The 15021-nt window shown below is 67.9% G+C and carries 14 protein-coding genes; 6 read left to right on the top strand and 8 right to left on the bottom strand.

What is annotated here, in order from left to right:
* The first annotated feature begins 9 nt into the window (after positions 1 to 9).
* Positions 10 to 2538, top strand: a complete 2529-nt coding sequence (locus tag TL10_RS01290) for a DUF4118 domain-containing protein (RefSeq protein WP_043984087.1) — start codon at positions 10 to 12, stop codon at positions 2536 to 2538.
* The gene (locus TL10_RS01285) at positions 2535 to 3215 is read left to right on the top strand and encodes a response regulator (RefSeq protein WP_043398993.1); all 681 of its coding nucleotides are present in this window, start codon (positions 2535 to 2537) and stop codon (positions 3213 to 3215) included. The genes TL10_RS01290 and TL10_RS01285 overlap by 4 nt, the downstream gene beginning before the upstream one ends.
* Positions 3216 to 3217: 2 nt before the next feature.
* Here TL10_RS01285 and TL10_RS01280 read toward each other — a convergent pair whose 3' ends face one another.
* Complete coding sequence (locus TL10_RS01280; protein ID WP_043984085.1) at positions 3218 to 4045, bottom strand: class I SAM-dependent methyltransferase; 828 nt, start codon at positions 4043 to 4045, stop codon at positions 3218 to 3220.
* Between the two features lie 255 nt (positions 4046 to 4300).
* On the opposite strand from TL10_RS01280, the gene TL10_RS01275 reads away from it, so the two are divergent.
* Positions 4301 to 5056 carry a cutinase family protein gene (locus TL10_RS01275; RefSeq protein WP_043984083.1) on the top strand — a complete coding sequence of 252 codons (756 nt, stop codon included), beginning with the start codon at positions 4301 to 4303 and terminating at the stop codon, positions 5054 to 5056.
* 438 nt (positions 5057 to 5494) lie between these two features.
* On the opposite strand, the gene TL10_RS01270 is transcribed toward TL10_RS01275, so the two are convergent.
* The 5 genes from TL10_RS01270 to TL10_RS01250 all read right to left on the bottom strand — a co-directional run bounded on the left by TL10_RS01270 (position 5495) and on the right by TL10_RS01250 (position 9691).
* Entirely contained in the window at positions 5495 to 6454 is a 960-nt protein-coding gene (locus tag TL10_RS01270) for a Ppx/GppA phosphatase family protein (protein ID WP_043984080.1), read from the bottom strand.
* Positions 6445 to 6936, bottom strand: coding sequence for a DUF501 domain-containing protein (locus tag TL10_RS01265; protein ID WP_043398984.1), 492 nt, complete (start codon positions 6934 to 6936; stop codon positions 6445 to 6447). The genes TL10_RS01270 and TL10_RS01265 overlap by 10 nt, the downstream gene beginning before the upstream one ends.
* Positions 6929 to 7609, bottom strand: coding sequence for an FtsB family cell division protein (locus tag TL10_RS01260; protein ID WP_043984078.1), 681 nt, complete (start codon positions 7607 to 7609; stop codon positions 6929 to 6931). The genes TL10_RS01265 and TL10_RS01260 overlap by 8 nt, the downstream gene beginning before the upstream one ends.
* A 23-nt stretch (positions 7610 to 7632) precedes the next feature.
* A complete protein-coding gene (eno, locus tag TL10_RS01255) occupies positions 7633 to 8922 on the bottom strand; it encodes a phosphopyruvate hydratase (RefSeq protein ID WP_043398978.1) in 1290 nt (429 codons plus the stop codon).
* Between the two features lie 100 nt (positions 8923 to 9022).
* Positions 9023 to 9691 (bottom strand): lytic transglycosylase domain-containing protein, encoded by a 669-nt coding sequence (locus TL10_RS01250; RefSeq protein WP_276554809.1) that lies wholly within the window; start codon positions 9689 to 9691, stop codon positions 9023 to 9025.
* A gap of 250 nt (positions 9692 to 9941) precedes the next feature.
* On the opposite strand from TL10_RS01250, the gene efeU reads away from it, so the two are divergent.
* Genes efeU through efeB form a run of 3 tightly spaced genes read left to right on the top strand, consistent with a single transcriptional unit; the run spans position 9942 to position 13295 of the window.
* Entirely contained in the window at positions 9942 to 10838 is an 897-nt protein-coding gene (efeU, locus tag TL10_RS01245; protein WP_043398972.1) for an iron uptake transporter permease EfeU, read from the top strand.
* Positions 10835 to 11995 carry an iron uptake system protein EfeO gene (gene efeO, locus TL10_RS01240; protein WP_081936785.1) on the top strand — a complete coding sequence of 387 codons (1161 nt, stop codon included), beginning with the start codon at positions 10835 to 10837 and terminating at the stop codon, positions 11993 to 11995. Before efeU ends, efeO begins: the two co-directional genes overlap by 4 nt.
* Positions 11976 to 13295 (top strand): iron uptake transporter deferrochelatase/peroxidase subunit, encoded by a 1320-nt coding sequence (gene efeB, locus TL10_RS01235; RefSeq protein WP_043984076.1) that lies wholly within the window; start codon positions 11976 to 11978, stop codon positions 13293 to 13295. Before efeO ends, efeB begins: the two co-directional genes overlap by 20 nt.
* Here the strand turns inward: efeB and TL10_RS01230 are convergent.
* On the bottom strand, positions 13268 to 13558 hold the full coding sequence (locus TL10_RS01230; RefSeq protein ID WP_043398968.1) for a hypothetical protein: 291 nt from the start codon (positions 13556 to 13558) through the stop codon (positions 13268 to 13270). The two genes, efeB and TL10_RS01230, sit on opposite strands and share 28 nt — an antisense overlap.
* A gap of 498 nt (positions 13559 to 14056) precedes the next feature.
* Positions 14057 to 15007 carry an AraC family transcriptional regulator gene (locus tag TL10_RS32020; protein WP_043984075.1) on the bottom strand — a complete coding sequence of 317 codons (951 nt, stop codon included), beginning with the start codon at positions 15005 to 15007 and terminating at the stop codon, positions 14057 to 14059.
* Between the last annotated feature and the right edge of the window lie 14 nt (positions 15008 to 15021).

Here is a 15021-nt window from a genome sequence, read left to right as displayed (position 1 = left end):
TACTGGACAATGGGACATATGGAAGTGCCGGACAAACGGGGCGAGTTACGCATCTACCTGGGTGCTGCCCCTGGCGTGGGCAAGACCTTCTCGATGCTCGGCGAGGCGCGCCGCCGGCTCGAGCGCGGCACCGACGTGGTCGCGGCCGTGGTCGAGACGCACGGCCGCAAGAAGACCGCCGAGGCAATGGAGGGCATCGAACGGATCCCGCCGCGGTTCAACGACTACCGCGGCGGGACGTTCGCCGAGCTGGATGTCCCGGCGGTGCTGGCCCGCCACCCCGAGGTGGTGCTGGTCGATGAACTGGCGCACAGCAATACGCCCGGCAGCAAGAACGCCAAGCGCTGGCAGGACGTCGAGGAGCTGCTCGCCGCCGGCATCACCGTCATCTCCACGGTCAACGTCCAGCACCTCGAGAGCCTCAACGACGTCGTCGCCCAGATCACCGGTATCGAGCAGCAGGAGACGGTGCCGGACTCCGTGGTGCGCAGCGCCGCCCAGATCGAACTGGTCGACATCACCCCGGAAGCGTTGCGCCGCAGGCTGTCCCACGGCAACGTGTACGCACCCGAACGCGTCGATGCGGCGCTGTCCAACTACTTCCGGCAGGGCAACCTCACCGCCCTGCGCGAACTGGCACTGCTGTGGCTGGCCGACCAGGTCGACGCCGCACTCGCGAAATACCGGGCCGAACACAATATTTCGGATACCTGGGAGGCCCGCGAGCGCGTCGTCGTGGCGGTCACCGGCGGCCCGGAATCAGAGACCCTGGTCCGGCGGGCGTCCCGCATCGCCTCCAAATCCAGCGCCGAGCTGATGGTGGTGCACGTCGTCCGCGGCGACGGACTGACGGGCGTCTCCGCCCCGCAGATGGGCAAGGTGCGCGAGCTGACGACCAGCCTCGGCGCCACCCTGCACACCGTCGTCGGCGGCAGTGACGGTGACGTCCCCAGTGCCCTACTGGATTTCGCCCGCGAGATGAACGCCACCCAGTTGGTGTTGGGCACATCGCGACGGTCACGCTGGGCCCGGCTCTTCGACGAGGGCATCGGCGCCAAGACCGTCCAGAACTCCGGCAAGATCGACGTGCACATGGTCACCCATGAGCAGTCCCAGCCCGGCTGGTCCTGGTCGACGGCGACCCGCGGGCAGCGGCACCTGGCGTCCTGGCTGGCCGCTATCGTCGTGCCCGGCATCATCACCGCCATCACCTCCCTGCTGGATCCGTTCCTGCACATCGGCGGCGAGAGCGCGGTGTTCTTCATCGGCGTCCTGATCGTCGCGTTGCTCGGCGGCGTCGCGCCGGCCGCCCTGTCGGCAGTCCTGTCCGGGCTGCTGCTCAACTACTTCTTCGTCGCCCCGCGCTACAGCTTCACCATCGCGGATCCGGACAGCGCGCTGACCGTCGTGGTGCTGCTGGCCGTCGCGGTCGCTGTCGCCGCGCTGGTCGACGGTGCCGCCAAACGGTCCAGGGAAGCCCGGCACGCCTCGCAGGAAGCTGAGCTATTGGCGCTGTTCGCCGGCAGCGTGCTGCGCGGCGCCGACCTGACCACGCTGCTGGAACGCGTCCGCGAGACCTACGCGCAACGGGCCGTCAGCCTGCTGCACGAGGAGGACGGCATCGTCGCCTGTGTCGGCAAAGAACCCTGTGTGACAGTCGATTCCGCTGACACCGCCATCGAAGTCAGCGACGACGAATACTGGCTGCTGATGGCCGGCCGCAAGACCGAGGCGCGCGATCGTCGGGTGCTCGGCGCCGTCGCCCGGCAGGCGGCGGGGCTGGTGCGGCAACGTGCCTTGGCCGAGGAAGCCGGCCGCGCCGAAGCCATCGCCAAGGCCGACGAACTGCGCCGCTCCCTGCTCAGCGCCGTCAGCCACGACCTGCGCACCCCGCTGGCCGCGGCCAAGGCGGCGGTGTCGAGCCTGCGCAGTGAGGACGTCGGCTTCTCCCCCGAGGACACCGCCGAACTGCTGGCCACCGTCGAGGAATCCGTCGACCAGCTGACCGCATTGGTGGGCAACCTGCTGGACTCCTCGCGGCTGGCCGCCGGGGTGGTGAAACCGGAGCTGCGGCGCGTGTACATGGAAGAGGTCGTGCAGCGGGCGCTGCTCGGAATCAGCCGAGGCGCAACCGGTTACGGGCACCGTGGGCTCGAACGGATCAAGGTCGAAGCCGGCGACGCCGTCGCACTGGCCGACGCGGGCCTGCTGGAGCGGGTGCTGGTCAACCTCATCGACAATGCGCTGCGCTACTCCGCGGGCAGCGTGGTGCGGGTGAATGCCGGACAGGTCGGCGACCGGGTGCTGATCACCATCGTCGACGAGGGGCCAGGCATCCCCCGCGGCGCCGAGGAGCAGCTGTTCGCGCCGTTCCAGCGCCTCGGCGACCATGACAACAGCACCGGCGTGGGACTTGGCCTTTCGGTCGCGCGCGGTTTTGTCGAAGCAATGGGCGGCACCATCTCTGCCACTGACACCCCCGGCGGCGGGCTGACCGTCGTGGTGGACCTGGCAGCCGCGGGAAAGGATCGGGTGTGACACGGGTTCTGGTCATCGACGACGAACCACAGATTCTGCGTGCGTTGCGGATCAACCTGTCGGTGCGCGGGTACGACGTCACCGTCGCGGCCACGGGCGCCGAGGCATTGAAGGCGGCCGCCGAACACAAACCGGACGTGGTGATCCTGGACCTCGGCCTGCCCGACATGTCCGGCATCGACGTACTGGCCGGGCTGCGCGGCTGGCTCACCGCTCCGGTGATCGTGCTGTCGGCGCGCACCGACTCGATGGACAAGGTCGAGGCCCTCGACGCCGGGGCCGACGACTACGTCACCAAACCGTTCGGCATGGACGAGTTCCTGGCCCGGCTGCGGGCCGCCGTGCGGCGCGGCGCGGCGGCGTCCGAGACCGACGAGCCCGTCGTCGAAACATCGTCATTCACCGTCGATCTCGCGGCCAAGCGAGTGACCCGCAGCGGCAACGAGGTGCACCTGACCCCCACCGAATGGGGCATGTTGGAGATGCTGGTGCGCAACCGCGGCAAGCTGGTGGGCCGCGAGGAACTGCTCAAAGAGGTGTGGGGTCCGGCGTACGCCAAGGAGACCCACTACCTGCGCGTGTACCTGGCGCAGCTGCGCCGCAAGCTCGAGGTCGACCCGTCACACCCCAAGCATCTGCTGACCGAGGCCGGGATGGGGTACCGCTTCCAGGAGTAGCGTCAGCCTTTCACCGCTTGCAGGGTGTAGGTCATCGGCATCCGGTCACGCCCGCCGGCGAGGACGTATTCCTCCTCGAAGTCGCTGCTGGGGATCATCGCCTCCCCCAACGGATTCCATGGCACCTCGCGATGTTCTTCCAGTCCGGTGACGGTCAGCCCGGCCTCGGTGAGCGCGGTGAAGATCTCCCCGAGACCATGGTTGAAGCTGACCGACTCGGGCGCGGTGACGACACCCGAGCCGGCGTAGCTCTCGTGTTCGACGAAAACCGTTCCGCCATCCTCGAAGTAGGGATACTCCAGCACCAGCAGACCGTCCGGCCGCGGGTCGCAGATCGCCCACAGCACGGGGTGCCCCTCGCGCATGAACAGCCGTCCCCCTGGCCGCAGCAGCTCGGCAACGACAGCCGCCCACCGACGGATGTCGGGCAACCAGCAGAGGGCGCCGATGCCGGTGTAGACCACGTCGCAGCATCTCGCGCCGAGCGCCCCGACCGCACCGTCCACGTCGGACTCGACGAAGCGCACGTCGGCGTTGGCCCGACGAGCCAGGTCCCGGCCCGCGTCCAGGGCGGCCGGCGAAAAGTCCAGACCCGTTACCGAGCGGGCACCGAGCCTGGCCAGCGATACCGTGTCGGTACCGATGTGGCACTGCAGGTGCACCACGTCGCGGCCGTCCAGCTGCCCGAGCCGCGGCAAGTCGTAACGCACGACGGCCGAGAGGTATTCGGGGTCGTCGAAGGCGGCCAGATCGTAGCCATCGAGCGCGGTGTGCAACGGCACCCGCGCCTCCCAGTTCGCCAGATTGATGCTGCGCCAGTCGTCGATCACGGCTTCATCCTCACAGCCCGGCGCGTGCAGTTCGACTAATTTTTATCCGTCAGTTGGCCGACCACACGCGCTCCCCGTGACGCGAACGACGGCACCCTGATTTGCGCGGTACGAACCCAACGCATCAGAGCCCGCAGATCATCCCTAATGGTTAGCCACCCTAGATATGCGGTACGTCACACCGGGCAGGCGGAATCGCAGCACCCCCGTTCGGCTTATACCAGGCAACTAGAACTTCAAGGACGGGGAAACAACATGAGCGCCATTCGTAACGTGGCCAACAAGGTGGCACTGACCGCCGTGGCCGCCTTCACGATCGCCGTCGGCGCCATCGCCGGCCCGGTCGCCACCGCCAGCGCCGCCGACGACTCCTGTGCGAACGTCGAGGTCGTCTTCGCCCGCGGCACCTTCGAAGGCCCCGGCGTCGGAGCCACCGGCCAAGCCTTCGTCGACGCACTGAACGCCCGGATGCCCGGCCGCAACATCGACGCCTACGGCGTGAACTACCCCGCCTCCCTGGACTTCGGCCAGGCCGCCGAGGGCGTCGCCGACGCCACCAACCGCATCGAGTCCATCGCCGCCTCGTGCCCCGCCACCAAGATCGTCATCGGCGGCTACTCGCAGGGCGCGGCCGTCGCCGGCTACAGCACCATGAGCAGCGTGCCCGCCGGGTTCGTCCTGCCCGCCGGCATCAGCGGCCCGATGCCCGCGTCTGTCGCCTCGCACGTCGCCGCAGTGGTCCTGTTCGGCACCCCGAGCCCGTTCGTGCTGAGCGTCGCCGACCGCAGCGCCCCCGCCATCAACATCGGCGGCGCCTACGCCGGCAAGACCATCCAGCTGTGCGCCCCCGGCGACCCGATCTGCGGTGGCGGCATGGACCGCTCCGCCCACAGCGCCTACAAGTTCAACGGCATGGCCAACCAGGCCGCGGACTTCGTCGCCCGCCAGCTGGGTGCCCCCGCCGCTCCGGCCGCGCCCATCGTCCAGACCTCGGACGACACAGCCAACTGAATCACCCCCCTGCCGACGGCCGGAAGTCAGTCTCACGAGGACTGGTTCCGGCCGTCGGTCTGTTATGACGTTGCCCAGGCTCCTACGCCGAACGTGGCGCTTAGCGTTGATTTTTCGCGCGCGTCACCGCGCTGGCCGTCACACTCGCCGTAGCACCCGGACATCGACCAGTCTCCTCCGCGACCTTCACGCGGCACCCTGATCGAACTATGGTGAAGTAGTCATATCTCGATAAGCCGAGACAATCAGGGGTGAACAGTAATGAAGGTTTCCACCAAGAACGTGTCGACCTGTGGCTGTCAGTGCAACGCATGCCGCGACGGACACCACTGCCACAACCGCCCGAACTGCAAGGTCTAACTAGAAATCTCGACCGTCGACCGTGGGGGTTGACGAGGGATTTTCATCGAATTTCCGCGGAAACCCCCACGCTCGGCGTCAGACAGACAGCGCGATGCCGTCCAGGATGTCGTGCTCGCTGACCACCAATTCCGCGATCCCCGCCCGCTGACCGAATTCGCGGGCCAATTCCTCGACGACGATGGACCCGCCGCCGATCACCGGCACCCGGCCCGGATGCATGGGGCCGAGCTCGGCGCGTTGCGCCCGCGGCATCGCGATCAGGTCGTCGCACACCTTGACCACATCGGGAATTCCGATGCGGGACAGGTGAATTACCTCGGAGTCATACTCCGGTAGCCCCAGGGCCAGCGCGGCCACCGTGGTGAATGTGCCGGCCACGCCGACCCAGGTGCGGGCACCTTCGACGGGCACGACGTCCAAAGCCTCAGCCAACTTCTCGCGCACCACGGCACGCGCCGCCGCCACCTCGTCGGCGGTGGGCGGGTCCGACAGCAGGCATCGCTCGGTGAGCCGCACGCAGCCGATGTTGGCCGAGAAACTGGCCACGACATCCGCGACCTCGGCACCGGACCCGCCGAGCACCACCTCGGTCGAACCGCCGCCCAGGTCGACGACCACGAAAGGTCCTGTCGCCGGGTCCAATTCGCCGACGGCACCGCGGAACGACAACGCCGCTTCCTCGGTCCCGGTGATCACCTCGGCCACCGCGCCCGGCATCACCCGGCCCAGCAGCCGGGCCGTCATCGCGAAGAACTCATCGCGGTTGCCGGCGTCCCGGGCCGCGGAGGTCGCGACCATCCGCACCTTGGACACATCGTGCGCCAGCATCACGTCGACGTAGTCGGCCAGCGCGGCTTCGGTCCGGGCCAGCGCGGCAGGCGCGAATTCGCCTGTGGCGTCGACACCTTCACCGAGGGTGACGATCCGCATCTCGCGATGGACGTCCGTCAGCCGACCACCAGAAACGTCAGCGATGAGCAGACGGATCGAGTTGGTACCGCAATCGACCGCCGCAACGCGCGAACTCACACCCATACCTTCGGATCCAGAATCCCGGCCATCGCCGGCTCGACCGCCAACAACGCCAGCGCCTCATCGCCAAAGGGGTTGACGCCCGGGCCTTTTGCCAACGAATGCGCCATCACCACGTGCAGGCACTTCACCCGGTCCGGCATCCCGCCGCCGGAGAACGTCGTCCCCAGCGACTCGATGGCGTCCCGCTCGGCCAGGAACGACTCGTGCGCCCGCAGATACGCTGCGCCCAACTCTTCGGATGCCTGCAGACGTTCGGTCATGTCCCGCATCAGCCCGGACGACTCCAGCCGGCTGGCCGCGGCCGTCAGCGCCGGATGGGTCAGGTAATACAGAGTGGGAAAAGGGGTTCCGTCGGGCAACCGCGGTGCGGTCTTGACCACGCCGGGTTCGCCGTTGGGACAGCGGTAGGCGATCTCCAGAACCCCACGCGGTTCCCGCCCCAGTTGGGCCGCAACGGCTTCCAGATCAGCAGTGTCAACCACCGGGCGGCGCCTGAGGTGCGGGCTGGTCAGTCGAGGGCACGGCGCCATCGGGGCCGGGCGGAACGACCGCCGGCGTCGGCGTCAGGCCGTGCGGTTGATCGGCAATGGTGTGCCACAACGCGGTGTACCAGGGCTGGTTACTCTTCGCGGTGGGCGACGGCGCGGGCGCGACGGGCGTCGCGACGGCACCGGGAGGCAGTTGCACCTGATACGGGATATCGCCCGGCATCACGAAGCCCAACCGCTCACGGGCCTGCGCGGCGATGTACACCGGGTCGGCCAACTTCACCTTTTGCTGCTCCAAATTGCTGATCTGCGAACGTAATTGGGACTCTGCCGTGGCCAACTGCTGCATCTCGGTGCGCTGCGCGAAGAAGGTGCGCACCGGTCCGGCGATGGTCAGGGTCAGGACGCACACCACGACGGCGAGAATCGCCGCCCGGCGCGCCGCGGACCCCAGCCGCTGCTCGGCATGGTGCTCGACCGACTCCGTGTAGGCCTGCCGGATGGGCTCGGTGACGGGGACGGGCAGATTTTCCGGGACCCGCCGGGGCTCGGCCTTGGGCCGGTTACCCGCCTTGGCGGCCGACGTGCCGCTCCCGGCGCGCCCCCGCTTCGCCTCGCCGGGTTTGGCGGGGCGAGAGGCAGGGGAACGCCGTTTGGGATCGGCCATGTCGGTAGGTCAGACCCGCGAAACTACTTGGCTTCCACCGCAAAACGCGGGAACGCCAGGTCGCCGGCGTACCGCCCGGCGTCGCCCAGGGTCTCCTCGATGCGCAGCAGCTGGTTGTACTTGGCGACGCGCTCGCTGCGCGCCGGGGCACCGGTCTTGATCTGGCCACAGCCGCACGCGACAGCCAGGTCGGCGATGGTGGTGTCCTCGGTCTCGCCACTGCGGTGGCTCATCATCGACTTGTAGCCGTTGGCGTGCGCCAGGGCGACAGCGTCCAAAGTCTCGGTGAGCGTGCCGATCTGGTTCACCTTCACCAGCAGCGCGTTGGCGGCGCCCTTTTCGATGCCCTCTTCCAGGCGCTCCGGGTTGGTGACGAACAGGTCGTCGCCGACGAGCTGGACGCGGTCACCGATCGCGGTGGTCAGCGCCACCCAGCCCTCCCAGTCGTCCTCGGACAGCGGGTCTTCGATGGACACCAGCGGGAACGAGTCGAGCAGCGAGGCGTAGAACTCGGCCATCTGCTCGGCGGTGCGGGTCTGCTTCTCGAAGGCGTAACCCGTTCCGTCCGTGTAGAACTCGGTGGCCGCGACGTCGAGGGCCAGGGCCACGTCGCTGCCCAGCTTCAGGCCGGTGGCGTCGATGGCGGTGCTGATGAGTTCGAGCGCGGCGTACGTACCGGCGACGTCGGGCGCGAAACCGCCCTCGTCACCGAGGCCCGTCGACAGGCCCTGCTTCTTCAGCACGGACTTGAGCGAGTGGTAGACCTCGGCGCCCCAGCGCAGCGATTCCTTGAAGGTCGGGGCACCGATCGGAGCGACCATGAACTCCTGGACGTCGACGCCGGTGTCGGCGTGGGCGCCACCGTTGAGGATGTTCATCATCGGCACCGGCAGAATGTGGGCGTTCGGGCCGCCGATGTAGCGGAACAGCGGCAGGCCGGCAGAGTCGGCAGCGGCCTTCGCCACGGCCAGGGAGACGCCGAGGATGGCGTTGGCGCCGAGGCGCGACTTGTCCGGAGTGCCGTCCAGGTCCAGCAGCGCCTGGTCGATGATGCGCTGGTCGTCGGCAGCCTGGCCGATGACGGCGGGAGCGATCTCGTCGAGCACGGCCTCGACGGCCTTCTCGACACCCTTGCCGAGGTAGCGGGGGCCGCCGTCACGCAGTTCGACAGCCTCGTGCTCACCGGTCGACGCACCCGACGGCACGGCCGCACGGGCGAACGTTCCATCGGTCAGTGCGATCTCGACCTCGACCGTCGGATTTCCCCGAGAGTCGAGAATCTCGCGGGCTCCGACCTGTTCGATGATTGGCACTTGGGTCTCCCTTTGGCGTCACGGACTCGTGCGAACGCCCATCAGCCTAAACGGTGCCAGGACCGGAAGTGCGGCAGCTACGGGTAGCGATCTTGGCTACCTATCTTTGGTGCCCGTTCGCATATGCCGTCGCCCAGTCCCGCACAGCGCGGGCGTAGTCGTCGGACATGTTGTACGCGTGCAGCGCGTCCATCCAGCCGCGCGGGCTGGACAGATCCTTACCGCGGTAGCAGAGGTAACCCGCCGCCGACAGCGCCGCGTCGTCGATGTTGTCGGGGCTGGCGAAGCCGGTGTTGTTGGCGTCGACGCCGTACAACCGCCAGGTGTCCGGGATGAACTGCATGGGTCCCATGGCGCGGTCGACGGCGTCGTCACTGTCCATGCTGCCGGAGTCGGAGTCCGGAATCCGCAGGTTGTTCATGGTTCCGTCGAGTGGCACGCCGCGGATCGGGGGCGTCACGTCGCCGTTCGGGGCGATGGTCGCGCCGCGGTAGGTGCCGTGGTGGCTCTCGACCATGCCGATGCCCGCCAGCGTCGTCCACGCGATGTGGCACTTGGGGTTCTCGACCTCGGCGACGCGTGCGGCGTACCCATAGGCCTCCAGCGCCATGACCGGAATGCCCAGCGGCGGTGCCAGGTGCTCAGCCCAGTCGCGCAACTGGTCGGCGCCCCGGCCCTTCACATGGGTATTGATCGGCGGCACGGCAGGCCCCGCCGGCGGCGGCACTCCACGCAGGTAGCCGGGCTGAAACGAGCAGCTCGAGGCCATCAGGAGCGCCGTCGCGGCGACGACAGCGCTCGCCCGCAGCCAACGCGCTCGCAACACCGGTACTCCCCCATGCACTGAGATTCTCGACGGATTCGTCGCCCTGTCATCGTCGCATGCCGCGCTGAGTGAACCTCGGAGCGCAAGCTTTCCGGTACGCAGCAACCAGGTAGCCGATCCGCTGATAAGGTTGGCTTGCCTTGCTTTGGCAAGCCAACCCTGTGTTGCGGTTTAGTCTATCTAAGGATTGCGGATGACCACCACTTTCGCGGTCTCGACATCGCTGGTCGCTGCGGGCCCCGGCGTTTCCTCGCAGCTGTTTGGCAGCTTGCTGATCGGGCTCCGTGAAGGCCTCGAAACTGCGATCGTCGTCACCATCCTCATCGCGTTCCTCGTGAAGTCCGACCGCCGCGACGCCCTGAAGTGGGTCTGGCTCGGAGTCGCCGGCGCCATCGCGATGACCATCGGCGTTTTCCTCACCATCCAGCTCAGCGAGAACACCATCTCCGGACTGGCGGCCGAGGCCATCGCCGGCGTCGCCTCGTTAGTGGCGGTCATCATCGTCACCACCATGGTGCTGTGGATGCGGAAAGCCGCCGCCACCATCTCCGGTGACCTGCGCGGCGACATGACCCGCGCTTTGGAGACCGGCGGCTGGGCCGTCGCCACCCTGGCCTTCCTGGCCGTCGGCCGCGAGGGCGTCGAGACGGCGCTGTTCATGGTCGGCTACGCCAACGCCGCGACCGCATGGCCGCTGGCCGGACTGCTGATCGGCCTGCTCATCGCCGTCGCCTTCGCCTACGGCATGTACGCCGGTGCGGTGCGGATCAACCTGGCGAAGTTCTTCAAGTACACCGGCGCCTTCCTGGTCGTCGTCGCCGCCGGCATCCTGTCCTACGCGATCCACGCATTGCAGACCGTCGGCTGGCTGCCCGGCCTGAGCGCCAGGGCCTTCGATCTGACGGGCGTCTTCAACTGGTCGTCGTGGTACGGCCAGGCGATCCAGGGCATCTTCAATTTCAGCCCCACCCCATCTGTCCTGCAGTTCGTCTGCTGGCTGGCCTACCTGGTGATCGTCCTGTCGCTGTTCCTGCGACCTGTCGCAGCCAAACCCACCCCTGCTGCCACCCTCGAAAGGTCCGCTTCGTGAATCTCGCCGCCCTGAACGTCAAGACCGGCCTGGCCGCCTCCGCCGCGCTGCTCGCCGGTCTGACCGCGGTCTCCGCGTGTACCTCCAAGTCGGACGAGAACAAGTCCGCCTCCGGCGAGATCACCGTGACCGCCACCGACGACGCCTGCAAGCTGTCGGCGACGTCGGCCAAGACGGGCCCGAGCACCTTTGTCGTCACCAACAACGGCACCAAGGTCACCGAGTTCTACGTCTACGGCCCCGGCGACAAGGTGATGGGCGAGATCGAGAACGTCTCCCCCGGCCTGCAGCGCAAGCTGATCGTGCAGCTGCCCGAAGCCGGCACCTACAAGACGGCGTGCAAGCCCGGCATGGTCGGCGACGGCATCCGCGGTGACTTCACCGTCACCGGCGACACCGTCAAGATCGATGACTCCGGCAAGTTCAAGGACGCCGCGGAGTTCTACAAGAAGTACGTCATCGACCAGACCACCGCCCTGGTGCCCGCCACCGAGGCGTTCGCCGCCGCGGTGAAGAAGGGTGACGTCGCCGCCGCGAAGGCGCAGTACCCGAAGGCCCGTACCTTCTACGAGCGCATCGAGCCGGTCGCCGAGTCGTTCCCGGACGACCTGGACCCGCGGATCGACCTGCGCGAAGCCGACGTCAAGCCAGGCGACAAGTGGACCGGCTTCCACGTCCTGGAGAAGCAGCTGTGGGTCACCGGACTGCAGCCTGACGCCAACGCGCTGGCCGACCAGCTGGTCGCCGACGTCAAGGAGCTCGAAGCCGGCGTCAAGGATCCCAAGTGGACCATCGACTCCACCAAGATCGCCGGTGGCGCGCAGGAGCTGCTGGACGAGATCGCCAAGAACAAGATCACCGGCGAAGAAGACATCTTCAGCCACACCGACCTCTGGGACATCCAGGCCAACATCGAGGGCTCGCGGACCGCGGTCGGCTCGGTGGACCCGATCCTCGACGAGCGCAACCCGCAGCTGGGCAAGGACGTCGACGCGGCCTTCGAGAACGTCCAGAAGCTGCTGAACAAGTGGCGCCAGGGCGACGGCTTCATCTCCTACGACAAGGTGACCGAGCCTGAGCGGCAAGAACTTTCGCGCGCCGTCGATGCCCTGAGCAAGGAGGTCAGCGAGGTGCAGGGTGTCATCGCAAAGCAGTGAGCCCCAGCCGGGCACCGCTGAACCGGCCGTGACCGAGCAGGGTGGCCTCAGCCGACGCAAACTGTTCGGCGCAGCCGGAGTGACGGCCGCTGTGGTCGGCGCCGCCGCCACCGGTGCGCTGGCCGCCCGCTCGTCCGCGGCCGTGGTCGACAACAGCCTGCGCAACCCGGTCCCGTTCCGCGGCGCCCATCAGGCGGGCATCGTCACCGCCGCGCAGGACCGCATGCACTTCGCCACCTTCGACGTCACGACGGACAAGAAGGCCGACGTGGTGGCGATGCTGAAGAAGTGGACCGAGATGGCCGAGCGCATGACGCTCGGCGAAGAGGCTGTCGCGCACGGGGCCATCGGGCTCAATCCGTACGCACCGCCGGCCGATACCGGTGAGGCCCTTGGCCTTTCGCCCTCCGCGTTGACCGTGACCATCGGCTTCGGCCCCAGCTTCTTCCGCAAGGACGGCAAGGACCGGTTCGGCATCGACGCCCAGCGCCCGGCGCACCTGGTCGACCTGCCCAAGTTCCGCAACGAGAAGCTCGACCCGAAGCGCTGCGGCGGCGACATCGTCGTGCAGGCCTGCGCCAACGACCCGCAGGTCGCGGTGCACGCCATCCGCAACCTGGCTCGGGTGGGCTTCGGCACGGTTGCCGTGCGGTACTCGCAGCTCGGGTTCGGCCGCACCTCGTCGACCACCCTCACCCAGTCCACCCCGCGAAACCTGTTCGGGTTCAAGGACGGAACGAACAACCTCAAGGCCGAGGACACGTCCGCCATCGACCAGCACGTCTGGATCGCCAATGGTGACGGACCGGCCTGGATGACGGGCGGCTCCTACCTGATCAGCCGCCGCATCCGGATGCTCATCGAATCCTGGGACCGCACCGTGCTGGCGGAGCAGGAGCGGGTCATCGGGCGGCAGAAGGGCAACGGCGCACCCAACGGGTACACCGACGAGTTCACCCCGCTGGACTTCGAGAGCAAGGGCGCCGACGGCGCGCCGCTGGTCGACCTCGACTCCCACGTGCGGCTGGCCTCGCCGGAAGCCAACAAAGGGGCGAAGATTCTGCGCCGCGGCTACAACTTCACCGACGGCTCAGACGGTTTCGGCCACCTGGACGCGGGGCTGTTCTTCATCGCGTTCGTCCGCAACCCGGCCGAGTCGTTCATCCCGATGCAGAGGTCGTTGTCCGACAACGATGCCCTGAACGAATACATCACGCACACCGGCAGCGGCATCTTCGCCTGCCCGCCAGGTGTGCGTGATGGTTCGTCGGACTACTGGGGCTCGACGCTGCTCGGCTGAGCGTCGGGCTGGTCGGCGGTGCGGTAGCGGTTGTAGAACGCGAGCGACGCGACCGCCGCAGCGCCACCGATGACACCCCATAGCGCGATCTGGAAGACCAGCGAGCCGAACAGGAAGTCGTAGGCGAGGGTCAGGTAGAGCGACCACGCCACGCGGTAGCCCGACCAGAAGGCCAGCAGGCCAGTGCTGATCGCGATGATCAGGCTCTGCTGGCGATCGAAGCGGTTGACGTGCTGTTCGATGACGGCGGGCACGATCTTCACGGTGTTTCCTCTCTTTGGACGCTCGTCGGTCGGCGTCGTTGGAGCAATCACACCGGGGCCGTTCGGCTACCGATCCCAAGTTCCGGGGCTCGCGGGCGTGCGCACAGAGCGTGGATCTGGTGGCTCGGGCGGTCTATCTGCACGTTCGTAGCCGCTCAGCCACCGCGCTATGCCCGGCACTCCCCCAGCCGCCCTCGAATGCAACTGGGCGGCGGGAAACCGGGCCGAAAACCGCCATGCAGTTGCGTTCGAGGGCTGCGGCGCGCCACATTGCGCGAACCTGACCTGACGGCGGAGATCCGCATCAAAAATCGCCGTGCGGTCAGGCTCGAGGAGCTTCGGCGACCGGTTGTCGCACAGAGGCGGGCGCAACGACCAATGTCGCTGAGGGGCAACGGGAGTGACGAAGGCGGCCCAACCTCGCTGGCGCACGCACAGATCGCAGATCCGGCGGATTGGGCGCGCTGGCTGCACATTCGCGAACGCAGCGGCGCGACGTCAACCGGCTCGGCCAGTGGTGTTCCGCCAGCGCAGCGGCGGGGCGCCGAAGCGTCGGCTGAACGCCCGGCTGAAACCGGCCTCGGAGGTGTAGCCCACCGCCGCGGCGACCGCGGCCACCGACGCCGTGTCCGTTCGCAACAGCTGGGCGGCCCGGTCCAGCCGGCGGTCGATCAGGTATGCGGCGGGCGGCCGCCCCAGCAGCCGGGTGAACCGTTCGGCGAAGGCAGTCCGCGACAGGTTCGCCATCTGCGCGAGTTCGGCGACCGACCACGGCCTGGCCAGATCCTGATGAACAGCCGAAAGCACTTGGCCCAGTACCGGATCCAACGCAGCGGTGAGCCAGCCCGACGGCGCCGAGGCGTCCCGCGACCATGCGCGCAGGGTGTGGATGAACAGCAGGTCCAGGATGCGCGAGATCATCACCGCCGAGCCGGGCCGCGGCGCCGCGACCTCTGCCACCAGCAGCCGCAGGCTGACCTCCAGCCACTCACGGTCCACGCCGCGCCCGGGCACCACGATCGCCGGGGGTAGCACCGACAACACCGGATCGGCGACAGCCTCGTCGAGCGCGAACGTCCCGGTCACCCAGCGTGGCGAATCCTGTTGCGGGAGTTCATCTCCGTCGACGTAGCGGTCGGTGTCGGCCAGTTGGCGGACCGGCACGTTGGGCCCCGCCTGCAGCTGGTGCCGGTCACCCCGGGCCAGCAGTACGAGGTCGCCGTCGCACAGGATGACCGGTGGACCGTCGCCGCTCACCCGCAATCGGACGTCGCCGTGCTCGACGATGTGCAGGAGACGTTGCCCCGGCATCGCGATGTTGAACGGCACGGATCGGGGCGCATAGCGGACGACGTCCTGGCCGCGCAGACGGACGGCATCGAGGATTTCGGAGAACGCATCCGATCCAGAAACCGGTGAATCGGCAAAGTTTGACGCCGTATCAGTCATTGAACTTGCCTCAT

The organism is Mycolicibacterium llatzerense (assembly GCF_000878195.1).
Lineage (GTDB): Bacteria > Actinomycetota > Actinomycetes > Mycobacteriales > Mycobacteriaceae > Mycobacterium > Mycobacterium llatzerense.
This window is presented reverse-complemented; position numbering and strand designations above follow the sequence as displayed.